Source organism: Nocardia sp. NPDC052001 (assembly GCF_040680615.1).
In the GTDB taxonomy this organism is placed as follows: Bacteria; Actinomycetota; Actinomycetes; order Mycobacteriales; family Mycobacteriaceae; genus Nocardia.
Genome location: NZ_JBFAXC010000001.1, coordinates 1,709,493 through 1,730,220 on the forward strand (window position 1 = coordinate 1,709,493; position 20,728 = coordinate 1,730,220).

The window sequence follows — 20,728 nt, forward strand, 5'->3', positions numbered from 1 at the left end:
TTCCGGCCGTCAGAGCGCCGCGAGCAGTTTGTCCGCCGCCGCCTCGATACGGTCCTCATCCAGCAGTACGACATTCGCCGCGGGACCCAGTGGAATGAAACTGTCCTCGCTGGTGACCCGCGCGATACGGCCGTCGAATCCCGCATCGAGCAACGCCGTGCACACCGCCTCGGAAACGCCTCCGCCGCGCCTGGTTTCATCGGCGACCAATACTCGCCCGGTGGCGCGGGCATTATCGAGCAGATCCTCGACCGGCAGCGGCGAGAGCCAGCGCAGATCCAGCACCCGCGCGTGCACGCCGCGCTCGGCCAGCCGCCGCGCGACCCGCAGGCTCATGGGCACGCCATTGGCGAAGCTCACAATCGTGAGATGCGTCCCGGTGCCGTGCACCCGCGCCCGGCCGATCTCGGCGTGACGCACCGCCGTGGCGGGGGCGAGCCAGCCGCCGTCACCGCTGCGATGCAGATCACGGGTGTGATAGAGCGCGATCGGCTCCAGATACACGCAGACCCGACCGTCCACCCGCGCCGCCGACACACAGGTGCGCAGCATGGCCGCCGCGTCATCGGCGCGAGCCGGCGCGGCGATCACCACGCCGGGGATATCCCGCAGTGCCGCAATGGAATTGTCATTGTGGAAGTGGCCGCCGAAGCCCTTCTGATAGGCCAATCCGGCGATGCGCACCACCAGCGGATTGCGGTACTGCCCATTGGAGAAGAACGACAGCGTCGACGCCTCACCGCGTAGTTGATCCAGGGCGTTGTGCACGTACGCCAGATACTGGATCTCCGGAATCGGCACGAACCCCGCCACCCCCGCGCCCAGGGCGGTGCCGAGCACGCTCTGCTCATCGAGCAGGGTGTCGAAAACCCTTCGCACGCCGAAGGTCTGCTGCAACCCCTTGGTGACGCCGTACACCCCGCCCTTGCGGCCGACGTCCTCGCCGAAGACCAGGACATCGGAATCGCGGGCGAGCAGCTGTCCGAGGGTGTGATTCACGGCCTGCGCCAATGTCATCGGGGTACCGGCGTCGGTATCCGCGGTCGACGGGGCCGCCGGACCCGCGCTGCCGCGCAGCGCGTCGGTGCGGACCACCGTCGGCCGCGCGGGCGCGAGCGGGGCCATGATCGCGGCGGCGGAGGTGAGTTGTGCTTCGCCCCTGATGCTTTCGGCGGTGGCCGTGACCCGCAGACCGATATCGGAGTACCTGCGCAGCATTTCTCCCGGCGTGGCGAAACCCGCGCCGATGATCAGTCGCGCGGTGCGCGTCACCGGATCGCCGCGCAGATCGGCCGCGATGTCGGCGGGCCGCCGGTACGCCGATTCGACATCGGAGCCCGCGTGTCCGAGCAGGCGCACGGTACGCAATCGCAGGAATGCCGGTTTACGGTGTGCGCGAACCCAATTCGCGGCTTCCCGGGCGGTGGCGAACGCATCGGTCAGTTCGGCCCCGTCGGCCTCGAAATACCGCAGCCCCGGGCGCGCGCCGTAGGCCTGTTCGATCCAGGTGCGCGAGGTGGGCACGCTGATGCCGATCCCGTTGTCCTCGCAGACGAACAGGATGGGCGCGGGGACGCCCAATTGCGCGGTGTGCACGGCGGTATTGATCGCCCCGGTGGCGGTGGAGTGATTGGCCGACGCGTCACCGAAACTGCACACCACCACCGCGTCCGACGGCCACGGGCAGGCCACCTTCATTTGCGCGGCTCGCTCGAGCGCGAACGCCAGCCCGACCGCGCGCGGCAGATGTGAGGCGATGGTGGAGGTCTGCGGAATGATGTGCGCGGCCTTACTGCCGAAAACCTTGTGCCGCCCACCGGAAATCGGATCCGCGATCGCCGAGGTGATGCCCAGCAGCACGTCGCGTATCGGATCGATGCCGCCCACCTGCCGGGTGCGCTGGACGAAGAACCCGCCGGAGCGATAGTGCAGCAGTGCGGGATCGTTCACACGCAATGCCGCGGCTACCGCCGCATTGCCCTCATGCCCGGAGGATCCGATGCTGTAGTACCCGACCCCGTCGCGGGCGAGCTGTCGCGCCGCCAGATCCAGGTGCCGCGAGGTGGCCTGCGCCTCGAATAATTCGAGCGCCCGCGCACCGGTGAGCTCGCTGCCCGGTTCGAGCGATTCCTGTTGTGGCCGTGTGGGTCCCGGTCGCGTCGCCGCGACTTCCGCCCGGAACCAGCCGTCGAGTTCGGCCTCCCGCTCGTTGATGCGACCCACCCTCTCCCGTATGTCCGATATGTCGCGTACGCCGGGTCATCAGAGTAGAGGTGGAATGCGCGGGTCCGGCGCAATTCCGGTGGCCTCGGCTGGTCGCGAACCCCCTTCGATTGTGCCGCGTCGGCGAACTTCCGGCGGGCTATTCGGGCCAGCGGTCGCGGCGCATCATGTCGAGGATCAGCGCGGCGATATTCCAGGCGTCATCGCCGCCTCGATGGTGGGTGCCCTCCAGCGGGATATCCGCCGCCTGCAGCGCACCCGCCATGCCGAAGCGGTGCCCGGTATCGCGGGACTCGGAGAACGCGATCTTGGCATTGGTGTGCTTCGATCCGAACGGATAGCGCACTTGGGTTGCGGCGCACTGGCGTTCGAACTGCTGCCGGTCGTACGCGCCCCAACTGGCCCACGGCCGGGAATCGGCATGGAATTCCGTGCGCAGCAGCTCGCAGGCTTCGGCGAAGGACACGCCGGTCGCCACCATTTCGGGCGTGAGGGTGGTCAGCCGGGTGCAGAACTCGCTCACGGTGGACCGATCCGGGCGCACCAGAATGTTGTGCTTGGACACTCGCTCCCGGGCCTCGAGGTCCAGCACGCACAGGCCGATCTCGATGATCTCCATCGGCTGTCCGGGTGGATTCGGGCCCTGCCAGCAGGTGGCCTCCACATCCACCACATTGAGGTATCTCGTATGCATAGCGCCGGACGGTACCGCTCCGATACCGTCCGGCGACAACGAATTTCGGCGTGTGCGCCTACTCCGCGCGCAGATTCAGGCCGGTGCCGTTACCCGCGTTGCGCAGCGTCAGGGTGTTGGAATCGACTGTGGCGGTGACGTTTCCGTCCAGTGCCTGGAGTACCGCCCGTTCCACGTCCATCACCTGCGGATCGCACATCATCTTGGTGGTGGCGATATGGAAGCTGATATCGGAACCGGTGATCTCGGCCCGGCCGGTCATGCTGTTGCAGCCCGCGCTGCCGGAGACGTTGCCATCGGGTGCGATGGTCAGGGTCGGGCGCACCTCGTCGAGGGTCTGGGAGCGTTCCACGCCGTTATTGCGCATGAGCGCGTCGACGATCCACGGGGTGCCGGTCAGCGATTTATCCGGATGCGCGACCTTGCGGTCGAGCATGGTCACCGTATTGCCGTTTCCGGTGAGGGTGAGATCCGACCCGTCGAGTTTCCAGGTGGGGGAGGAGTGCAGCAGCCCGGCCACCCAGCCATCCGCCCCGGCGACATCGCCCGGGCAGCCCATCATGGTGGTCGCGAGTTCGCCGACCTTCAGGGTGTTCCCGTCCAGGGTGACCGGTCCGGTGGCGGTATTGCAGCCCGCGTTCGCGGTCACCCGCCCGTCCTGGAAGCGCAGGGTCAAAGGCCCGCCGCCGGGAATGGCGGTGCCTTTGACCTCGGCCGATACGAACGCTCGTCCCATCGGCGTCACCGTCGGCTGATCACTGGCCTGCTGGGAATTCGTGCATCCGGCCATCGCGCCCGCCGTCAAGACGAGCAGCGCACACCACCTGCGAGTTGCTGACATGTAGCCGATCGTACGGATTCAGACGGGCATACCGAGTGCGGCCGCGAGCGTGCCGCCGATCGCGTTGGCGAACGCCGCGAACGCGCCCGGATCGGTGATCTCGCTCGGGACATCGCGCTGATGGCATCCGGTCGGGACGGGGACGCCGTTCAAACGGTCGTCGAGCCAGAGCACCGCGCTGGCCGTTCCGGCGACGGCCGCAATGCCGTGCTCGCTGAGCAGGTCCCGGGTGTAGGCGACGCGGGCGTTGGGATCCTGGCAGTAGTTGTCGTAGAGATTGTTGACGGCGTTGATCGGCATGACCTCATCGAGCGGCGCCTCGTAGATGTAAATGGGCGCGGTGGGCGTGCCGCGACGGCCGAGGCTGAGTTCGTCCAGCACCGGCTGCATTTCGGGCGAGCGCATGGGATCGCCCGGATAGTCGAACAGGCCCTTGATGTTGATGAACGGGAATCCGGCGAATTGCAGTGCGACGCACTGGCCTTCGTGCACCAGGCGCACGGCCTTGCCGAGCGGGTTCATATGCTGGTCGATGAATTGGGCGACCTGCGGATACTCGCGGGCGACGCCGAACAGGCCGCCCAGCACCGCGCCGCCGAAGGTGGAGGTGCCGTTGTTGTAGTCGACGGCCATGCGGATATCGGCCATCAGGCCGCCCGCGGCGGAACCGGTGAGGTTCAGTTCCGGTGCGTACTCCGGCTGGAGTTCGGCCGCGTGCGCGGTGGGGATCGCCCCGCCCGAATAGCCCCACAGCGCAACGCGAGTCGCGGTACCGGGCAGTCCGGCGGGTTCGAAATTCTCCGCCGCCCGAATGCCGTCCAGGGTGATGCGCCCGCCGAGCGGTCCGACCGCGTATGCCGCGTTCGGACCCTGGTGATCCGGGATCACCACCGCGTGGCCGCGCTGCAGCATGGCCTGCACTTCGATGAATTCGGCCGAGATGACCGGGTTCAGCGGATTGGGCAGTGAACCCATCTGGAGGGTGTACGAGGGTGCGCAGTTCTGGGACAGCGAATCCTCGGCGAACTGGAAGGAGAGCAGTCCGCGCGCACCGCTGGGTGCGGGGCGGTGCGGCACGATGACGGTGGCGACGGCGGCGATCGCCTCGCCGCGGGTATTGGTGCTGCGGTAGGACAGCTGCCAGGCATTGGTATTGAGCGGCAGCAGCCAGAAATTGGCCAGGTTCACCTGCCGCGCGGCGAGGATCTCGCCCGGCTGCGCCGCCGCCACCCGGGCCGAATCGGGTTGGTAGAAGCCCGGATCCAGATACGGCGGTGCGGGCGGCACCGGGAACGGCAGTGCGGGTTCCACCGTAACCGGTTCCGCCGCAGCCGTATTGGTTACCACCGGGCAGATGGTCACCGTCAGTCCCGCCGCCAGGGCCAGGGTGGCCCGGGCGATCGTGGTTCGAGTCCCCGCTGTCATTTCGAACTCCTTCATGCCGCCCCTGACGGCAGAGCGCTCACCATAGATAGAGAGTGCTTAGTTTCTAAGTTGCGATGCAGACCATATGATGCGGAAATGGAATGTGTCAACGGTCACCCCGGGGCACTGCTTCGCCCGGGGTCACCCGCACGGCAGGATGGTGCGACGTGAGTGAAGTTTCGCGCCCGCGCCGCACCCAACAGGAGCGCCGGGCCACGACGGTGGCCAAGCTGGTCGACGCGACCATTGCCGCGATCGGTGAGGTCGGCTATCAGCGGGCCACCGTGCAGGAGATCTGCGGCCGGGCCGGATTGTCCGCGGGGGCCATGTTCCGGCAGTTCGACACGCGTCTGGATCTGATCGTGCGCACGGCGCAGGAGGCGTTCTCCCGGCAGCTCGAAGCCTATCGCGCGACCATGGAACACCTTGGGGCGCAGGAGAATGCGCTCGATGCCGCGCTACGGTTCCTGCGGGCGGCGCAATCGTCGAATCTGATCCACGCGCTGCGCGAGATCTTCCTCGCGGCGCGATCGGACACCGAGCTCCGCGAGCGCATCGCGCCCATCGCGGAGGGGTACTACGGCGATATCGTCGCCACGCTCAATCAGACCGGGCTGCTCGATGATTTTCCCGCTGAGCTGCGTGAACCCATCTTCTTCATGATGCTGCACCTGTTCTCCGGCGAGGCGGTGGTGCGGGGGGTGTACCCGCGGCCCGATCTTGATGTGGCGATTCTCGGGTTGGTCGAGGACATGCTGGCCACGTACGCGGCGCGGGTGCGGACCGCGGCGGAATCGTGACGGGCGTTTCGGGTGGTTGGCGACATGTGGTGGGGAGGCGGCCCGCGTAGACCGACCGGTTGGTTGCTGAGACTAAGCTGATCCGGTGGCAGCCGTACGCACCGAGACGCCCGGATCGCCGTGGGCACCGCTGGCGTCCAAGGTCTTCCGCGCGCTGTGGATCGCGCAGCTGGTGTCCAATCTCGGCACCTGGATGCAAACCGTTGGCGCGCAATGGATTCTGGTCGATCAGCCGAATGCCGCGACGCTGGTCTCGCTGGTGCAGACCGCGACCACGCTGCCGGTCATGCTGCTGTCCATCCCGTCCGGGGTGCTGGCCGATCTGGTGGATCGCCGCCGGCTGCTGATCGTGGCGCAGACCGCCATGGCGATCCTGGCGACGCTGCTGACGGTGTTCACCGCGACCGGCCACACCACCCCGGTGCTGCTGCTCACGCTGTTGTTCCTGCTCGGCTGCGGGCAGGCACTGACCGCGCCCGCGTGGCAGGCGGTGCAACCGGATCTGGTGCCGCGCAGTCAGATTCCCGCCGCCGCCGCGCTGGGCAGTATGAGCAACAATATCGGCCGCGCGGTCGGTCCCGCGATTGCCGGTGTGCTGGTATCGCTTTCGGGTCCGACGCTGGTGTTCGCGTTGAACGCGGTGTCCTTCACCGGGATTCTGCTCGTGCTGTTGCGCTGGAAGCGTCCGCGACTGGATGACGATCTCCCCGTCGAACGGCCCATCGCCGCCCTGCTGGCGGGCCTGCGCTTCATCCGCGCCGCCCCCGCTGTGCGCCGAGTGCTGTTGCGCTGCCTGCTCTTTCTCGCCCCCGGCAGTGCGCTGTGGGCGCTGCTGCCCTTGGTCGCCCACAGCCGACTCCAGCTCTCGTCCTCGGGCTACGGTCTGCTGCTGGCCGCTCTCGGTGCGGGTGCGGTTTTCGGCGCGACCCAACTCAGCCGGGTGCGCCGGTTTCTTGCCCCGACCGGCATGCTGGCGGTCGCCGCCCTGGCCTTCGCCGCCGCCACCTTGGGCGCGGCCCTGGTGCCGAATATGCCGGTGGTGCTGGCTCTCCTGGTGGTCGGCGGTTTCGGCTGGATGATCGCCATGTCCACCATGAACTCGACAATGCAGCTGCTGCTCCCCGGCTGGGTGCGAGCGCGGGGTCTGTCGGTCTACCAACTGGTCTTCATGGGCGGCCAGGCCATCGGCTCGCTGGCCTGGGGTCTGGTGGCCGAACGCCACGGCACCGTCACCGCCCTCGTCGCCGCGACCGTCCTACTCGTGGTGTGCGCCATCAGCACTCGCTGGTGGCCGGTCCGCGTCTCCTCGCTCGACACCACCCCGTCGACCCACTGGCAGGACCCCGTCCTCGATTTCGAACCGGCCCCCGCCGACGGTCCCGTCCTGGTCCTCGAGACCTATCACGTCCCCGAGGAACTGACCGCCGACTTCACCGCCGCCATGACCCGCGTCGGCCGCTCCCGCCAGCGCACCGGCGCCACCGAATGGCGCCTCTACCGCGATGTCGGGCACGCCGACCGCTTCATCGAAGCCTTTACTGTCCGCTCCTGGTCCGAACACATGCGCCAGCACCAACTCCGCCTCACCGCCACCGACGCCGCTGCCGAGGCCCGGGTAGCCGAATTCACCATCGGCGAAGGCCGCACCCTGCACCTCATCGCCGTAACCCCGCCGGACCCGGCCCGCTCCTGGTGGCGCACCTGACTGCCCACCGAATAATCGGTTGCGCCCGCCACTCCGATTTGCGAATGTACTTCTACGGTAAGCCCGATTCGGGCAAGCGAAATGAATTGCACACCAACGCAATTCATCATGGAGGATATACCGGCCAGGGGCCGGGACTCGTTGCTAGCGAGATCGAGGCGCTGCCTTGGGATTCGATTTCTCTGTCCTCCGCGGCGGTGTAGCGCAGCCCGGCAGCGCAGCGGACTCATAAGCCGTAGGTCGTCGGTTCGAATCCGACCACCGCCACAACTGTTCCCCGGTCGCTGCCTTATTCGGTCGGGCTCACCGCAGAGGTTGATCCGTCGGTGACTTCGTAGATACCCGATGCGAGATCGAGGGCCTGAGCGGTGCGCGCCGCTGCTTCATCGACGGCGATACGGGGCGCTGGCGGAAGGTTGTCTGGGTAGTACGTTGCGGGACCGTACAACTGCCCGTATCGAAGCACCACGCCATTCGCGGCGAGCACAGACTGTTCGAGAAAATCCTTGGCGGCCAAGCCTTCTCCGGTCATTTCCCAGGCCACGCTCTGAGCGATGAACCGTTTCGCGCCCGCGGCATCGGCGGCCGTCAGCAGATTCGCCGTGCCCTCGCGGCGAATGCGGGCATTGGCCGCCCGGCCTTCGGCGAGGCGAGCCGGATCGTCGGGCAGATCGGTGAGCTGATGCATGACCAGGTCGGGGGCATACGCGGTGACAGCCTTGATGAGCCCGTCCGGGTCGAAGGCATCGCAGACGACCGGTTCGGCTCCCGCCGCGGCGAGCAGCTCCGCCTTCTCCGGGGAGCGGGTCATGCCCGCCACCTCATGACCCGCCGCGATGAGCAGCGGGATGAGTCGTATACCGAGGACGCCGCTGGCGCCCGCCAGAAAGATCCGCATAGTTTTCCAGGCTAAGGGATCGAAAATGGGGACATGCCTCCCCACGGAAGAACCCCGCCCACCCTCGATGCGGATTGCCCGTTCTGCGATCGCGCTGAATGAGGATCTACGGATGCGGGAGCGTCTCGGGCTGTGCGAGCCGCCTTACGGTTCAGTCGGGTTGGTCTCGCTGCGTCGAAGACAGCATTGAAGTAGGCGAGCAGGTAGGCACGTTGCAGGTGGACCGAGCGGGTTGTGCGAGATCGCCCCGGGTATGTAGAGCCTCCGAAATCGGTTGACGCTGCGGGGTCGGACACGCTGCCATTGGATCTGCCGCACTGTCTCGCAGGAACTTTCGTGGATCTGCGACAGGTACGAGCAATTCATCACCCGTGAGAGAAGCCCCGATGAAAAAGTTCATCATCGCAGTTGTCGCCGGTTCGGCTGTCCTGGCAGCCGCGCTGACAGCGTGCTCGTCCGATGCCGATGTCGCCGCGGACAACATTTCGAAGAAGGCCGACAACTTCGAGATCAATCGCCGAATCGTCTTCTACAACGGCATCACCGACAAGTACATGCTGCTGATCGAAGGCTTCTGCTCCATCAACCCGGACAATCGCAAGATCACAGTGACCTGCAAGGTCGGCTCGGATGAGTACAAGAAGCACTACCTCGGCCTCAGCGACAACGTGACATACGTGGTCGAGCAGATCGACAGTGCGAACGTCTCTCCCGACCACTACATCGTCAACTTCAAGCCGGAATCCCTGCTGCCGAACGTGGAGCGCCGGTGAAGACCCCGTGGGGCTGATGCGGGGGGATTGAATCCGACCGCATAGGATGTCCGGCATGCGGATGTTCCTCGATATCCTCCTGATCATCACCAGCGTGCTGCTGGTGCTGCTGGTGCTGTTGCACCGCGCCAAGGGCGGAGGTTTGTCGAGCCTGTTCGGTGGTGGCGTGCAGTCGAGCCTTTCCGGGTCGACGGTTGTGGAGAAGAACCTTGATCGGATCACCATCTTTCTCGGGGTGATCTGGCTGATCTCGATTCTGGGAATCGGGCTCGAGATCAAGTTCAGCTAGTTCGGTCAGCGCAAAACGCCCGGGTCTCGCTTTCAGCGACGCCCGGGCGACTTGTGCTGTCTACGTGCATCATGGATCCATGGACGTGGTGAACGCGGTCACACCGAGTCTGGCGGGGCTGTTGCGGCGGGATCTGTTGTGGATGACCTGGAATACGGTATTGGCTTGGGTGCCTGTTGCGCTGGCACTGCTGGTGTTTCGGTCGAACCCGCAGGTGGGGAAACGATTGCCGGTATCGCCGGTGTGGTGGGCGGGGGTGGTGCTGCTCATGCTGTTCCTGCCCAACGCGCCCTACGTGGTGACCGATCTGGTGCATTTGCGCGATGACATCAAGGCCATCGGCAATGGGCCGGTGGTGAGTACGGTGCTGCCGGTGTACGGCGTTTTCATCGTCTCCGGATTCGTCGCCTACTACCTGGTTCTCGCCGAGCTACGCGCTTTCCTGGAGCGGTCCGGGCTGGCGTTCTGGCGCGTGCCGGTCATTCTCACCATCCATTTCCTTTGCGCCATAGGCGTTTTCCTGGGCCGCTGGGTGCGGTTGAACAGCTGGGAACCCATGGTCGAGCCCCGGGGCGCGTTCGAGCGCATGGTGCTGGCGCTGACCTGGGAGTGGGCTCCCATCCTGATCGCCGCGGTTTTCGTGGCGACCGCACTCGGGCATTTCGTCACCCGCGCCGTGGTCGAGGCGAGCGTGGCCAGCGCCCGCCGCGGTGTCCGGGTGGTGCGCGCGGTCCGGCTGACGCCACCGAGCGCTGACCAGGTCTGAATCGCTCGCCTGTTTGGGTTCCGCACATCCGGGTAATCGCGGGGGTGTTCGTGCGCGCCCGCTCGGGCGCGCGTTGGAGAGGATGCGGTTCGCCGCATTCGCGCGCAGGTGAGGGATGTGGGTATGGGTGCGAACCTGATGATCGTGGAGGACGACGACCGGGTTCGCGGGGCGCTGCGACTCGCCATGGAGGACGAGGGTTACGACGTCGCCGAGGCCGAGGCCGCGGAGACCGCGCTCGAGCATCTACGTGATCACGGCGTGCCCGATGTCATGATCGTGGACCTCATGCTCGGCGAAATGGACGGCTTCACCTGTATCCGCGAGGTGCGCCGGGACCATGATGTGCCGATCATCGTGGTGAGCGCCCGCGATGACACCCACGATGTGGTGGCGGCACTGGAGGCGGGCGCGGACGATTTCGTCACCAAACCCTTCGAGATCAAGGAGATCACCGCCCGCATGCGGGCGCTGCGCCGCCGCGCGCGATTGGCGAACGCACAGGACGAACCCGCTCCGGAACAGCCGGAGGAATTGGTGCTGGACGCGGACCCCGATGCCCCGCTGATGCTTTCGCCGGACGGCGGCACGGTGCGGCGCGGCGATGAGGAATTGCACCTGACCATCACCGAATTCCGGGTGCTGTGTGAACTCGCCGCCAGCCCCGGCCGCGTGCTCAGTCGCACGGCATTGCTCGAACGTATCTGGGACCGTGGTTTTTTCGGCGATGAGCGCATTGTCGACGTGCATGTGCGCCGTCTGCGCACCAAGATCGAGCATGATCCCTCGGATCCGCAACTCGTGGTCACCGTGCGCGGTCTGGGCTACCGGCTCGACACCCAGCGGTGATGCTCACCCTGCTGGTCGGGGTCATCGCGGCCATTCTCGGTGTGGCGGTAGGAGTCTGGGTGACGCGGCGACGGCTGTCGACCACCGTCGAAGAGTTCAACACCATGGTCGATTCGCTACAGCGTCGCGTCGATCGGGAGCGTCGCCTGGTCGGTGATGTCAGCCATGAACTTCGCACTCCGCTGACCACGTTGATCACCAGTGTCGGTGTGCTGAACCGGCATTCGGGTGAGTTGCCCGAACGATCGCGTCGCGCCCTCGAATTCGTCAGCGTCGAACTCGAACATCTGCGCCATATCCTCGACGATATGCTCGAACTGGCCAGGGTCGAGGCCGGAGTGCATCGCGGTGATACCGAACCGCTCTGTGCCACAGAACTTCTCACCCATATGCTGGCCGATCGCGGCTACGCCCCGGATCTGCTGACCGCGCGCGAGGAGATCATCATCTCGGGCCGGAAACTGGAGTTGGAGCGCGCGATCGGCAATCTGCTCGACAATGCCGACCGGCACGGCGGCGGCGTGGTCGCCGTAACCGCCGTGCGCGCGGGCGCGGAGGTGGTGATCACCGTCGATGACGCCGGACCCGGTGTCCCCGTTGCCGAACGTGAACGCATCTTCGAACGCTTCGCCACCGTGCGCAATGCCCGCCGCGCCGCCAGCGGCACCGGCATCGGCCTGGCGCTTGTCGCGGAAACCGTTGCGGCCCATCGTGGTCGGGTGGAGTGTGACGAAACTCCCAGTGGCGGTGCGCGATTCACCATCAGATTGCCGAGCGCCACCCGATGACACCGGATCGTCACACGATCGTAACGAAGCGACAAGAAGACCTCAAAGTTCGTTCGGCAATCTGAATTAGGTCATGCAAACCCAATTCATGAAATTCGACGCCCTAGTTCAGCAAATCACTCCGGAACCCCCTACCGCGCTGATTCCCCTGCACTCGGTACGCGGCGAGAATGCGGCGCTCCTTCGAACTCCGACCCTGGAAGACGGAGCCCGATTGTGGCAGATCGCCGCGAATTCGGGAGTGCTCGACACCAATTCGAGTTACGCCTATCTGCTGTGGTGCCGTGATTTCGCGGCCACCTCGGCGGTCGTCGAAGTCGACGGTGAAGTGGGCGGATTCGTCATCGGCTATGTCCGCCCGGAACAACCCGGCACCTTCTTCGTCTGGCAGGTCGCGGTGGAGCGCAAACACCGCGGTCAGGGCCTGGGTGTGGCCATGCTCGACTTCCTGCTGGAGAACCTTTCCCAGCACGGTGTCGAGGAACTGGAAACCACCATCTCGCCGGATAACACCGCGTCACGGGCCATGTTCGCCTCGCTCGCCGTGCGGCGCGACTGCCGGCTCAGCCATCACGCGCTCTTCGATCCCAGCCATTTCCCCGACGGCCACGAACCCGAGCATCTGTTCCGCATAACCCCTCATCAGGAGGTTGGATGATGACTACCCTCGATATGAACATTTTCGACGAGATCGAATCGAATGTGCGTGGTTACTGCCGTGCCTGGCCGACGGTTTTCGATACCGCGTCGGGCTCCTGGCTGCGCGATGAGGACGGCCGGGACTACCTGGATTTCTTCGCCGGTGCAGGTGCACTGAATTACGGGCACAACAATCCGGTGCTCAAGCAGGCGCTGGTGGATTATGTGATGCGCGACGGCATTACGCACGGGCTGGATATGTCGACCGTCGCCAAGCGGCGGCTGCTGGAGACGATTCAGACCACACTGCTGGAACCGCGTGACCTCGATTACAAAGTGCAGTTCCCCGGGCCGACCGGAGCGAACGCGGTCGAGGCCGCACTGAAACTGGCGCGCAAGGTGACCGGGCGCACCACGATTCTGAACTTCACCAACGCTTTTCACGGTATGACGCTCGGCGCGCTGGCCGTCACGGGCAACGCTGCCAAGCGGGCCGGTGCGGGTGTGCCGCTGCTGCACGCCACCCCGATGCCGTTCGACGGTTATCTGCCCGAGGGCGGGGACGACCCGTTCGTGTGGATGGAGACCATCCTCGACGACGCGTCCTCGGGCGTGGACAAGCCCGCCGCGGTGATCGTGGAAACCGTGCAGGGCGAGGGCGGCGTGAATATCGCCAGCGTGGAATGGCTGCGCAGTCTGGCGCAATTGTGCGCCGACCGCGAGATTCTGCTCATCGTCGACGATGTGCAGATGGGTTGCGGCCGCACCGGGCCGTTCTTCTCCTTCGAGGCCGCGGACATCACCCCCGATATCGTCACCCTGTCGAAATCCATTGGCGGCTATGGGCTGCCGATGGCGTTGGTGCTGATGAAGCCCGAGCTCGATCAGTGGGCTCCGGGTGAGCACAATGGCACCTTCCGAGGCAACAACCCGGCCTTCGTGACTGCGCAGGTGGCGCTGGAGCACTACTGGTCCGACACCCTGCTCAGCACCGGGACACTCGCCAAAGGTGAACTGGTGCACCGCAATCTGAGCCAGCTGACCGAATCGTTCCAGGGCCTGTCCACCCGCGGGCGCGGTCTGGTGCACGGCCTGGTCTTCGATGAACCGTCCCAGGCGGGCAAGGTATGCCAGGCGGCGTTCGAGCGCGGACTGCTCACGGAAACCTCCGGCGCGTCCGATGAGGTGGTGAAATTGCTTCCGCCGCTGACGATCACGAGTGCGGAACTGGAGCACGGTCTGGGCATTCTCGCCGAATCGGTGGGTGTGGTCTGCGAAGGAGCGCACTGACATGATCGTTCGTACCACCTCGGAGATCACCGGCACCGATCGTGATGTGGCCGAAGCGGGTTGGCGCAGCAAGCGCATCGTGCTCGGCGGTGACGGTGTGGGTTTCTCGTTCCACGAGACCACCATCGAAGCCGGGACCGAGCACGAATTCCACTACCGCAACCATGTGGAGGCGGTGTGGCTCGTCGAAGGCGACGGGACGCTGGAAGATCTCGACAACGGCGTCACCTACGACCTGGGCCCGGGTTCGATGTACCTGCTCAATGGCCATGAGAAGCATCGACTGCGCACCCGCACCCGGATGCGCATGCTGTGCGTGTTCAATCCGCCGGTCACCGGCAAGGAAGTGCATGACGAGAACGGGGTGTACCCGCTCGTCGCCGTCGACTAGCCGAAGATGGGAGCTCGCAAGGAATGTCGTCGCACGCGTTGATCGATCGATACCCCACCCGCACCGCCGGACCGGCACCGCATCTGGAGCGCATCGATCCCACCGTCTGGGGTGAGATCGGGACTCCGGCGCTGTCGAATTTCGAGTCGGATGGCTTCGCGATCCTCGATGATCTGCTCGAGCGGGAGGAGGTCGCCGATGTGGCGGCCGAGCTCGGGCGCATGACCCGCGATCCCGAACTCATGCTCGATGAGCGTGTTGTCATCGAGAAGGGTTCGAATCGGGTCCGCTCCATTTTCGAGGTGCACAAACTCAGTGCCGTCATCTCGAATCTGGTGCGGGAGAGCCGAATCGCCGGTTTGGCGCGGCAGGTGCTCGGCTCGGAGGTCTACATCCATCAGAGCCGCATCAACTACATGCCCGGCCTGCGCGGTGCGGGGTTCTACTGGCACTCCGACTTCGAGACCTGGCATGCCGAAGACGGAATGCCCGCGCCCCGCGCGGTGAGCCTGTCCATCGCGCTCACCGACAATTACCCGTTCAATGGCAGTCTGATGGTGATGCCCGGCTCGCACCGGACGTTCGTCCCCTGCCAGGGTGAGACTCCCGACGCCAACTACCGGAACTCCTTGCGGGAGCAGGAGATCGGCGTACCATCGGAAGCCGACATCACCGAACTGGCCAATAAACACGGCATCACCCAGTTCACCGGCCGCGCGGGTTCGGCGCTGCTGTTCGATTCGAACATCATGCACGGCTCCTCCAACAACATCACCCCGTTCCCGCGCTCCAATCTGTTCATCGTCTTCAACAGCGTCGAGAACACCCTCACCGCACCGTTCGCGGCTCCCGCACCCCGCCCGACCCATATCGGAAACCGCGACTTCCGCCCGATCGCATAGGTTCCCGGATTTGGGGCACATGACCGATGCGGCTGGGAGTGCTCGACCGGCAGCATGGTTCGGGTCCAATAGAGCAACTAGAGGAGTCGGTATTCGATGCGAAATCTTCGGAACGCCCTGCCCGTCACCATCGCCCTGGCCGCCGCCGGCCTCGCCCTGACCGCCCCACAGGCCTCGGCCGAGATCGGTTCCCAGGTCATCATCGCGGGCGGTGGCCTCAGCAACGGCTACGGCACCGGCTGCACCTACTCGGTAACCGCCAACAGCGCGTCCCCCGCGGGCATGGACTTCTACGACAACGGCGTCTGGTTCGCCGCCACCCAGGGCAGCCCCACCCCGAAGACCCACGTAGCCAACTGGACCCCCGCCACCCCCGGCACCCACGTCCTCCAGATCGTCCAGAACGGCGACACCAAATCCATCCCCCTCACCGTAGGCACCGGCATCAACGGCGGCAGCTCCTGCCTCGTGATCTAGCCACCGCCACATCGCTTTCCCGCGCGGCCCGCAGACCCGAAGTGGTCTGCGGGCCGCACACCTGTCCGGGGCGTCATGGGGAGTATCGGTGCAGCGCCTCACACAGAGCGCCCCGCCGTCCATGGGTATGGTCGGCGGGGCGTTCGGGGGTTGGTGTCAGGCCAGGCCGAGGCGTTCGGCGGCGAGGATGCGGATGTTTTTCTTGTCGGGCTTGCCGAGGCCGGTGAGGGGGAGTTCCTCGATGATGATGACGTGCTTGGGGACCTGGACGGAGCCCTTGCGCTGCTTCACGGCGGCCTGGATTTCGGCGGTGACCACTTCGATGGCGGCGGGGTCGGCGGCGGTGGCCGGGTCCAGGACGATTACGGCGGTGACGGCTTCGCCGTAGTAGGCGTCGGGGACGCCGACGACTGCCACGTTGAGGACCTTGGGGTGTTCGGAGACAACGTCTTCGACCTCGCGGGGGAAGACGTTGAAGCCGCCGGTGACGACCATGTCCTTGCTGCGGCCGACGATGAACAAGAAGCCGTCTTCGTCCTGGCGGGCCAGGTCGCCGGTGTGCAGCCAGCCGTTGCTGAAGGTTTCGGCGGTGACCTCGGGGAGGTTGAGGTAGCCGCCGGCCAGCAGTGGGCCGGAGACGCAGATTTCGCCTACCTCGCCCTGGGGGACCTGGTTGCCTTCCTTGTCCAGCAATGCGACTCGGATGGCGGTGGAGGGGCGGCCGCAGGAGGTGAGGCGTTCCTTGTCGTGCTCCTCCTTGCCGAGGTAGCTGATCGCCATGGGGGCCTCGGACTGGCCGAAGTACTGGGCGAAGATCGGGCCGAAGCGATCGATGGCCTCCTGCAACCGATTCGGGTCGATGGCGGCAGCGCCGTAGTAGACCGTCTCCAGTGAGGACAGGTCGCGGGTGTTGGAATCGGGGTGGTCCAGCAGCGCGTAGAGCATGGACGGCACCAGCATGGTGGCGCTGATCTTGTGCTCTTCAATGGCTTTGAGCACCTCACCGGGCTCGAAGCGCGGCACGACCACGCACTGCCCGCCGAGCAGCACCACGGGCAGGAAGAACGCCGCGCCAGCATGCGAAAGAGGCGTGCAGATAAGGAATTTCGGCCGCGTCGGCCATTCCCATTCCGAGAGTTGGATCTGCGTCATGGTGGCCATGGCCTGCGCGGTGCCGATGACGCCCTTGGGCTTACCGGTGGTGCCACCGGTGTACGCGATGGAGATGACGTCATCGGGCAGCAGTTCCACAGCCTCGACCGGCCGCGGCTCGTATTTGTCCGCTGCCGCAAGCAGATCCACGCCCACATCGGCGAGCTCCTCGGGCACGGGCCCGAGCGTCAGCACCCGATTCAGCCCCTCGACGCGATCCACCAGCTCCCGCGCGCGCTTCACGAACGCGGGCACCGGATCCAGGATCAGCGTCGTAATCCCTGCGTCGGCAAGCACATACGCGTGATCGTCCAGCCCGCCGATGGGATGCAGCGCGGTCCGCCGCGAACCCACGATCTGGCCCGCGCCGATGGTGAACAGCACCTCGGGCCGATTCAGCGCCAGCACGCCGACCGGCGTCCCGGTGCCGACGCCGTACTCCTCGAACGCCGCGATATACCGGCTCACGGCATCGAGAACCTCACCGCCGGTGAGGGTATGGTCGCCGAGCGTGAGCACCGGTCGGTTCTTGTGCCGCCGCAGCCCCGCCACCAGGGCGTGCCCATTGTGCACCGGGAGCCGCAGCAGGGTGTCGGGATCGATTGCAGTCATAGGGATCTCACTCCGTCCGGGAATCAGAGGGTGTTGGCGGCGTACAGGGTGACAACCACCGCGCCGCCCAGGCCGAGGTTGTGTGCGAGCGCGGTGCGCGCACCCGGCACCTGCCGTTCGCCCGCGAGTCCGCGCAGATGCCAGGACAATTCGGTGGCCTGCGCCAGACCGGTCGCGCCGAGCGGATGCCCCTTGGAGATCAGCCCGCCCGACGGATTCACCACCCAGGTACCGCCGTAGGTGGTCGCACCGGATTCGATCAACGCGCCGGACTCGCCCTCACCGCACAGTCCGAGCGCCTCATAGGTGATGAGCTCGTTGATGGTGAAGCAGTCGTGCAGCTCGATCACATCGACATCATTCACGCCGATTCCCGCGGTGGCGAACACCTTCGAGGCCGCCGCGCGGGTCATGGGCGCACCCACCACATCGATCATGGACCCGGTCGAGAACGAGGTCCCGTCATCGGTGGCGAGCTCCTGCGCCAGGATCTCGATGGCCTGCGCCTCGAGGCCGTGCGCCCGCACGTACTCCTCGCTGACCACCACCGCGGCCGCCGCGCCATCGGACATGGGCGAACACTGCGAACGCGTCAGCGGCCCGTGTACCGGCTTATCGGTGAGCACCTGCTCCAGGGTGTACGCATCCTGGAACTGCGCCAGCGGATTCCGCGTCGAATGCTCATGGTTCTTGACCGCGACCGCCGCCAGCTGTTCGGGCGTGGTGCCGTACTGCTTCATATGCTCGATGGCGGCATTGCCGAAGAACTGCGTGGTGATCGGCGCCTGGCTGAACTCGTACTGCCCGCGCATCACACCCAGGTGGTGATCGACGGTGGTGGCCTTGGGCCGGGTCGCCGGACCTGCCATGGCCTCCTTGGTCATCTGCTCGAACCCGACCGCGAGGGCCACATCGACGATCCCGCTGCCGACCCATTCGCGCGCCAGCATCAGCGCGGTGGATCCGGTGGCGCAGTTGTTGTTCACGTTCACCACCGGAATCCCGGTCAGCCCCACGTCGTACAGCGCGCGCTGACCGGCGGCGGACGGCTGGAACACATAGCCAACGGCGGCGCGCTGCACCTGGTCATAGGTGACACCCGCATCGCCGAGTGCCCCGCGCACGGCCTCACCGACCATTTCGGGGTAGGTCCACTCGCGGGACCCGATCTTGACGAACGGGGTCATGTTGACACCGACGACGAAAACGCGACGCATAACTTGCTGTACTCCTCTTGTCCGGAAACGTTTTTCGGTGATGACTAGTCCGCGCGCGGTACGCGGCCGTCGATATCGGTGAAGCCGTACGCCTCGGCGAGATCGGCAACCTTCCAGGCTTTTCCGCCGCGCGCCTTGCGGTTCGGATCCGCGGCCAACGCGGCGACGGCGCGACCCGGGAAGCGCGGGGATTCGGCGTCATTGAGATCGAAGCTGCCCTCACCGGGCAGGGTGACGATGCGATTGCCGTCGGCATCGGCCGGAACCATCTGCAGCAGTTCGGTATCCACGATGCCCGGCCACAGCGAGACCGCGGTCGCCCCGGTATCGGCGAGATCGCGCGCCAGATCGACGGTGAGCCGATCGAGCGCGGTCTTGCCGACGCCGTAGACGGCATTGTGCATGTACCGCACCGCGCCCGGCGAGGACACGTTCACGATCAACCCGCCGGATTCGATCAGCAGCGGTGCGGCGAAAACGCTTGCCACATAGTGCGATCGCACGCCGATATCGAAGGTCTCATCCCACGCCTTGGCGGGCACCTCCCAGAATTTGCGGCCCAGCCAGCGTGCGGCGGCGGGGGAGTTGTAGACATTGTTCACCAGCACGTCCAGGCGGCCCTGCTCATCGCGCACCTGCGCGAACAGCTTCTCCACCGCCCCGTCGTCCTTGTGATCGCAGACCACCGGCACACCGACGCCGCCGAGCGCGTCGATCTCGGCGGCGGTGCCCGCCACCGTGCCGGGCAGATGGCCGGGCACGGTGGTGCGCCCGGTGACGTAGACGGTCGCACCGGCCGCGCCCAGCTCCAGGGCGATGCCCTTGCCGATGCCACGGCTGGCTCCGGTCACCACGGCGACCGTTCCGGCGAGAATCTTGGGTATTTCGCTCACGACCTCTGGACACTACCTTGAAATAAGAACGTGTTCTAGAAATTGGAGGCGGTAGTGGAGCTGACGCATCGGACGGTGGATACCGGGGAGATCCGTATGCACGTGGCAGAGCAGGGGCAGGGGTATCCGGTCATCTTCTGCCACGGGTTCCCGCACACCTGGTTCATGTGGCACAACCAGCTGGAAGCGGTGGCCGCGGCCGGGTATCGCGCGATCGCTCCGGACCTGCGCGGGTACGGTCGCACCGACGCGCCCGCCGGGCTGGAGTCGTACACCAATGAGGCCGTCATCGGTGATCTGCTCTTCCTGCTCGACGATATCGGCGCGGACAAGGCCGTCTTCGTCGGTCTGGACTTCGGCGCGCAACTGGTGTGGGAGCTCTCGCTGCGCGCGCCCGAACGGGTCGCGGCGGTGGCGGTGCTGAACAATCCGTTCAGCCCGCGCCCGCCCCGCGCGCCCTCGGCCTTCTGGACTCGGGCGGCCGAGAAGCACTTCCTGCACCTGTCGTACTTCCAGACCCCCGGTATCGCCGATGCCGAACTGGCGGCCGATACGCGCGGCTTCCTGGCCCGGGTCTACTACTCGCTCAGCGGCGAGTACCACTATCTGGACACCTGGAAGAACCCGCCCGGCCTCGGCTATCTGGACGTGTTGCCCGAGGCCCCGCCGCTGCCCTGGCCGTGGCTCGCACAGGAGGAATTCGACACGCTCGTAGCCGATTTCGAGCGCACCGGATTCACCGGCGGCCTGAACTGGTATCGCAATCTGGACCGCAACTGGGAGCTCACCGAGGCGTTCGCGGACGCCAAGGTCTCGGTGCCCGCCTTCTTCCTGTACGGCGAGAAGGATCCGGATATGGAGGGCTTCAGCGGTCGCGATCCGCTGGCGACCATGCGGGCGGGGGTGCCTGATCTGCGCACGGTGGTCGAGGTGCCCGCCGCGGGTCATCTGGTCCAGCTGGAACGACCGGACGCGGTGAACGCCTTCCTGGTCGACACGCTGCAGGCGCTCGGCCTGCCCGCGACCGTCACCTCATAGCGTCGGCAGGTGGCCCGCCCGTGCGCGGGCGGGCCACCTGTTCGCGATCGACCGCGAAATCCGTCC

General features: G+C 66.0%; 21 protein-coding genes and 1 tRNA gene. 14 read left to right on the forward strand and 8 right to left on the reverse strand.

Annotated elements, in window-relative coordinates:
* Positions 1-9: 9 nt before the first annotated feature.
* The 4 genes from AB0L82_RS08110 to AB0L82_RS08125 form a co-directional block, all read right to left on the reverse strand.
* Entirely contained in the window at positions 10-2,223 is a 2,214-nt protein-coding gene (locus AB0L82_RS08110; protein WP_364632599.1) for a thiamine pyrophosphate-dependent enzyme, read from the reverse strand.
* 139 nt (positions 2,224-2,362) lie between these two features.
* Positions 2,363-2,917 (reverse strand): 3'-5' exonuclease, encoded by a 555-nt coding sequence (locus AB0L82_RS08115; RefSeq protein ID WP_364632601.1) that lies wholly within the window; start codon positions 2,915-2,917, stop codon positions 2,363-2,365.
* 58 nt (positions 2,918-2,975) lie between these two features.
* The gene (locus AB0L82_RS08120) at positions 2,976-3,758 is read right to left on the reverse strand and encodes an META domain-containing protein (RefSeq protein ID WP_364632603.1); all 783 of its coding nucleotides are present in this window, start codon (positions 3,756-3,758) and stop codon (positions 2,976-2,978) included.
* Between the two features lie 18 nt (positions 3,759-3,776).
* Positions 3,777-5,183: a lipase family protein gene (locus AB0L82_RS08125; RefSeq protein WP_364632605.1), complete on the reverse strand. Its 1,407-nt coding sequence runs from the start codon at positions 5,181-5,183 to the stop codon at positions 3,777-3,779.
* Between the two features lie 167 nt (positions 5,184-5,350).
* Here AB0L82_RS08125 and AB0L82_RS08130 point away from each other — a divergent pair, with 167 nt between their 5' ends.
* From AB0L82_RS08130 to AB0L82_RS08140, 3 genes are all read left to right on the forward strand, one after another.
* Positions 5,351-5,983, forward strand: a complete 633-nt coding sequence (locus tag AB0L82_RS08130) for a TetR/AcrR family transcriptional regulator (RefSeq protein ID WP_364632607.1) — start codon at positions 5,351-5,353, stop codon at positions 5,981-5,983.
* Between the two features lie 85 nt (positions 5,984-6,068).
* Positions 6,069-7,688 (forward strand): MFS transporter, encoded by a 1,620-nt coding sequence (locus AB0L82_RS08135; protein ID WP_364632609.1) that lies wholly within the window; start codon positions 6,069-6,071, stop codon positions 7,686-7,688.
* Between the two features lie 193 nt (positions 7,689-7,881).
* A tRNA-Met gene (locus AB0L82_RS08140) sits at positions 7,882-7,955 on the forward strand.
* Between the two features lie 22 nt (positions 7,956-7,977).
* On the opposite strand, the gene AB0L82_RS08145 is transcribed toward AB0L82_RS08140, so the two are convergent.
* The gene (locus AB0L82_RS08145) at positions 7,978-8,586 is read right to left on the reverse strand and encodes an NAD(P)H-binding protein (RefSeq protein WP_364632611.1); all 609 of its coding nucleotides are present in this window, start codon (positions 8,584-8,586) and stop codon (positions 7,978-7,980) included.
* A 386-nt stretch (positions 8,587-8,972) separates the two neighbouring features.
* Here AB0L82_RS08145 and AB0L82_RS08150 point away from each other — a divergent pair, with 386 nt between their 5' ends.
* From AB0L82_RS08150 to AB0L82_RS08195, 10 genes are all read left to right on the forward strand, one after another.
* Positions 8,973-9,359: a hypothetical protein gene (locus tag AB0L82_RS08150; RefSeq protein ID WP_364632613.1), complete on the forward strand. Its 387-nt coding sequence runs from the start codon at positions 8,973-8,975 to the stop codon at positions 9,357-9,359.
* 55 nt (positions 9,360-9,414) lie between these two features.
* On the forward strand, positions 9,415-9,648 hold the full coding sequence (gene secG / locus AB0L82_RS08155) for a preprotein translocase subunit SecG (protein ID WP_067564549.1): 234 nt from the start codon (positions 9,415-9,417) through the stop codon (positions 9,646-9,648).
* A 79-nt stretch (positions 9,649-9,727) separates the two neighbouring features.
* Positions 9,728-10,414, forward strand: a complete 687-nt coding sequence (locus AB0L82_RS08160; RefSeq protein ID WP_364632616.1) for a DUF1361 domain-containing protein — start codon at positions 9,728-9,730, stop codon at positions 10,412-10,414.
* Between the two features lie 123 nt (positions 10,415-10,537).
* Positions 10,538-11,263 carry a response regulator transcription factor gene (locus tag AB0L82_RS08165; protein WP_364632618.1) on the forward strand — a complete coding sequence of 242 codons (726 nt, stop codon included), beginning with the start codon at positions 10,538-10,540 and terminating at the stop codon, positions 11,261-11,263.
* A complete protein-coding gene (locus tag AB0L82_RS08170; protein WP_364632620.1) occupies positions 11,263-12,051 on the forward strand; it encodes an ATP-binding protein in 789 nt (262 codons plus the stop codon). The genes AB0L82_RS08165 and AB0L82_RS08170 overlap by 1 nt, the downstream gene beginning before the upstream one ends.
* Before the next feature lie 148 nt (positions 12,052-12,199).
* Positions 12,200-12,709: a diaminobutyrate acetyltransferase gene (ectA, locus tag AB0L82_RS08175; protein WP_364632844.1), complete on the forward strand. Its 510-nt coding sequence runs from the start codon at positions 12,200-12,202 to the stop codon at positions 12,707-12,709.
* Positions 12,709-13,980 (forward strand): diaminobutyrate--2-oxoglutarate transaminase, encoded by a 1,272-nt coding sequence (gene ectB / locus AB0L82_RS08180; RefSeq protein WP_364632846.1) that lies wholly within the window; start codon positions 12,709-12,711, stop codon positions 13,978-13,980. The genes ectA and ectB overlap by 1 nt, the downstream gene beginning before the upstream one ends.
* A 1-nt stretch (position 13,981) precedes the next feature.
* The gene (locus tag AB0L82_RS08185) at positions 13,982-14,371 is read left to right on the forward strand and encodes an ectoine synthase (protein ID WP_364632622.1); all 390 of its coding nucleotides are present in this window, start codon (positions 13,982-13,984) and stop codon (positions 14,369-14,371) included.
* Between the two features lie 23 nt (positions 14,372-14,394).
* A complete protein-coding gene (gene thpD, locus AB0L82_RS08190; protein WP_364632624.1) occupies positions 14,395-15,273 on the forward strand; it encodes an ectoine hydroxylase in 879 nt (292 codons plus the stop codon).
* Between the two features lie 96 nt (positions 15,274-15,369).
* Positions 15,370-15,750: a hypothetical protein gene (locus AB0L82_RS08195; RefSeq protein WP_364632626.1), complete on the forward strand. Its 381-nt coding sequence runs from the start codon at positions 15,370-15,372 to the stop codon at positions 15,748-15,750.
* A gap of 156 nt (positions 15,751-15,906) precedes the next feature.
* On the opposite strand, the gene fadD8 is transcribed toward AB0L82_RS08195, so the two are convergent.
* Genes fadD8 through AB0L82_RS08210 form a run of 3 tightly spaced genes read right to left on the reverse strand, consistent with a single transcriptional unit; the run spans position 15,907 to position 19,624 of the window.
* Positions 15,907-17,514, reverse strand: coding sequence for a fatty-acid--CoA ligase FadD8 (fadD8, locus tag AB0L82_RS08200; protein ID WP_364632628.1), 1,608 nt, complete (start codon positions 17,512-17,514; stop codon positions 15,907-15,909).
* 23 nt (positions 17,515-17,537) lie between these two features.
* Complete coding sequence (locus tag AB0L82_RS08205) at positions 17,538-18,731, reverse strand: beta-ketoacyl synthase N-terminal-like domain-containing protein (protein ID WP_364632630.1); 1,194 nt, start codon at positions 18,729-18,731, stop codon at positions 17,538-17,540.
* A 44-nt stretch (positions 18,732-18,775) separates the two neighbouring features.
* The gene (locus AB0L82_RS08210; RefSeq protein ID WP_364632632.1) at positions 18,776-19,624 is read right to left on the reverse strand and encodes an SDR family NAD(P)-dependent oxidoreductase; all 849 of its coding nucleotides are present in this window, start codon (positions 19,622-19,624) and stop codon (positions 18,776-18,778) included.
* Between the two features lie 54 nt (positions 19,625-19,678).
* On the opposite strand from AB0L82_RS08210, the gene AB0L82_RS08215 reads away from it, so the two are divergent.
* A complete protein-coding gene (locus AB0L82_RS08215; RefSeq protein WP_364632634.1) occupies positions 19,679-20,662 on the forward strand; it encodes an alpha/beta hydrolase in 984 nt (327 codons plus the stop codon).
* The last annotated feature ends 66 nt before the right edge of the window (positions 20,663-20,728 follow it).

Bases quoted from the DNA above. Each gene is read 5' to 3' on its own strand.
- AB0L82_RS08150 (WP_364632613.1), top strand. From the start codon at position 8,973: ATGAAAAAGTTCATCATCGCAGTTGTCGCCGGTTCGGCTGTCCTGGCA.
- AB0L82_RS08120 (WP_364632603.1), bottom strand. From the start codon at position 3,758: ATGTCAGCAACTCGCAGGTGGTGTGCGCTGCTCGTCTTGACGGCGGGC.
- AB0L82_RS08145 (WP_364632611.1), bottom strand. From the start codon at position 8,586: ATGCGGATCTTTCTGGCGGGCGCCAGCGGCGTCCTCGGTATACGACTC.
- fadD8 (WP_364632628.1), bottom strand. From the start codon at position 17,514: ATGACTGCAATCGATCCCGACACCCTGCTGCGGCTCCCGGTGCACAAT.
- AB0L82_RS08125 (WP_364632605.1), bottom strand. From the start codon at position 5,183: ATGACAGCGGGGACTCGAACCACGATCGCCCGGGCCACCCTGGCCCTG.
- AB0L82_RS08160 (WP_364632616.1), top strand. From the start codon at position 9,728: ATGGACGTGGTGAACGCGGTCACACCGAGTCTGGCGGGGCTGTTGCGG.
- ectB (WP_364632846.1), top strand. From the start codon at position 12,709: ATGACTACCCTCGATATGAACATTTTCGACGAGATCGAATCGAATGTG.
- AB0L82_RS08195 (WP_364632626.1), top strand. From the start codon at position 15,370: ATGCGAAATCTTCGGAACGCCCTGCCCGTCACCATCGCCCTGGCCGCC.
- thpD (WP_364632624.1), top strand. From the start codon at position 14,395: ATGTCGTCGCACGCGTTGATCGATCGATACCCCACCCGCACCGCCGGA.
- AB0L82_RS08185 (WP_364632622.1), top strand. From the start codon at position 13,982: ATGATCGTTCGTACCACCTCGGAGATCACCGGCACCGATCGTGATGTG.
- AB0L82_RS08115 (WP_364632601.1), bottom strand. From the start codon at position 2,917: ATGCATACGAGATACCTCAATGTGGTGGATGTGGAGGCCACCTGCTGG.
- AB0L82_RS08205 (WP_364632630.1), bottom strand. From the start codon at position 18,731: ATGCGTCGCGTTTTCGTCGTCGGTGTCAACATGACCCCGTTCGTCAAG.
- secG (WP_067564549.1), top strand. From the start codon at position 9,415: ATGCGGATGTTCCTCGATATCCTCCTGATCATCACCAGCGTGCTGCTG.
- AB0L82_RS08170 (WP_364632620.1), top strand. From the start codon at position 11,263: ATGCTCACCCTGCTGGTCGGGGTCATCGCGGCCATTCTCGGTGTGGCG.
- AB0L82_RS08165 (WP_364632618.1), top strand. From the start codon at position 10,538: ATGGGTGCGAACCTGATGATCGTGGAGGACGACGACCGGGTTCGCGGG.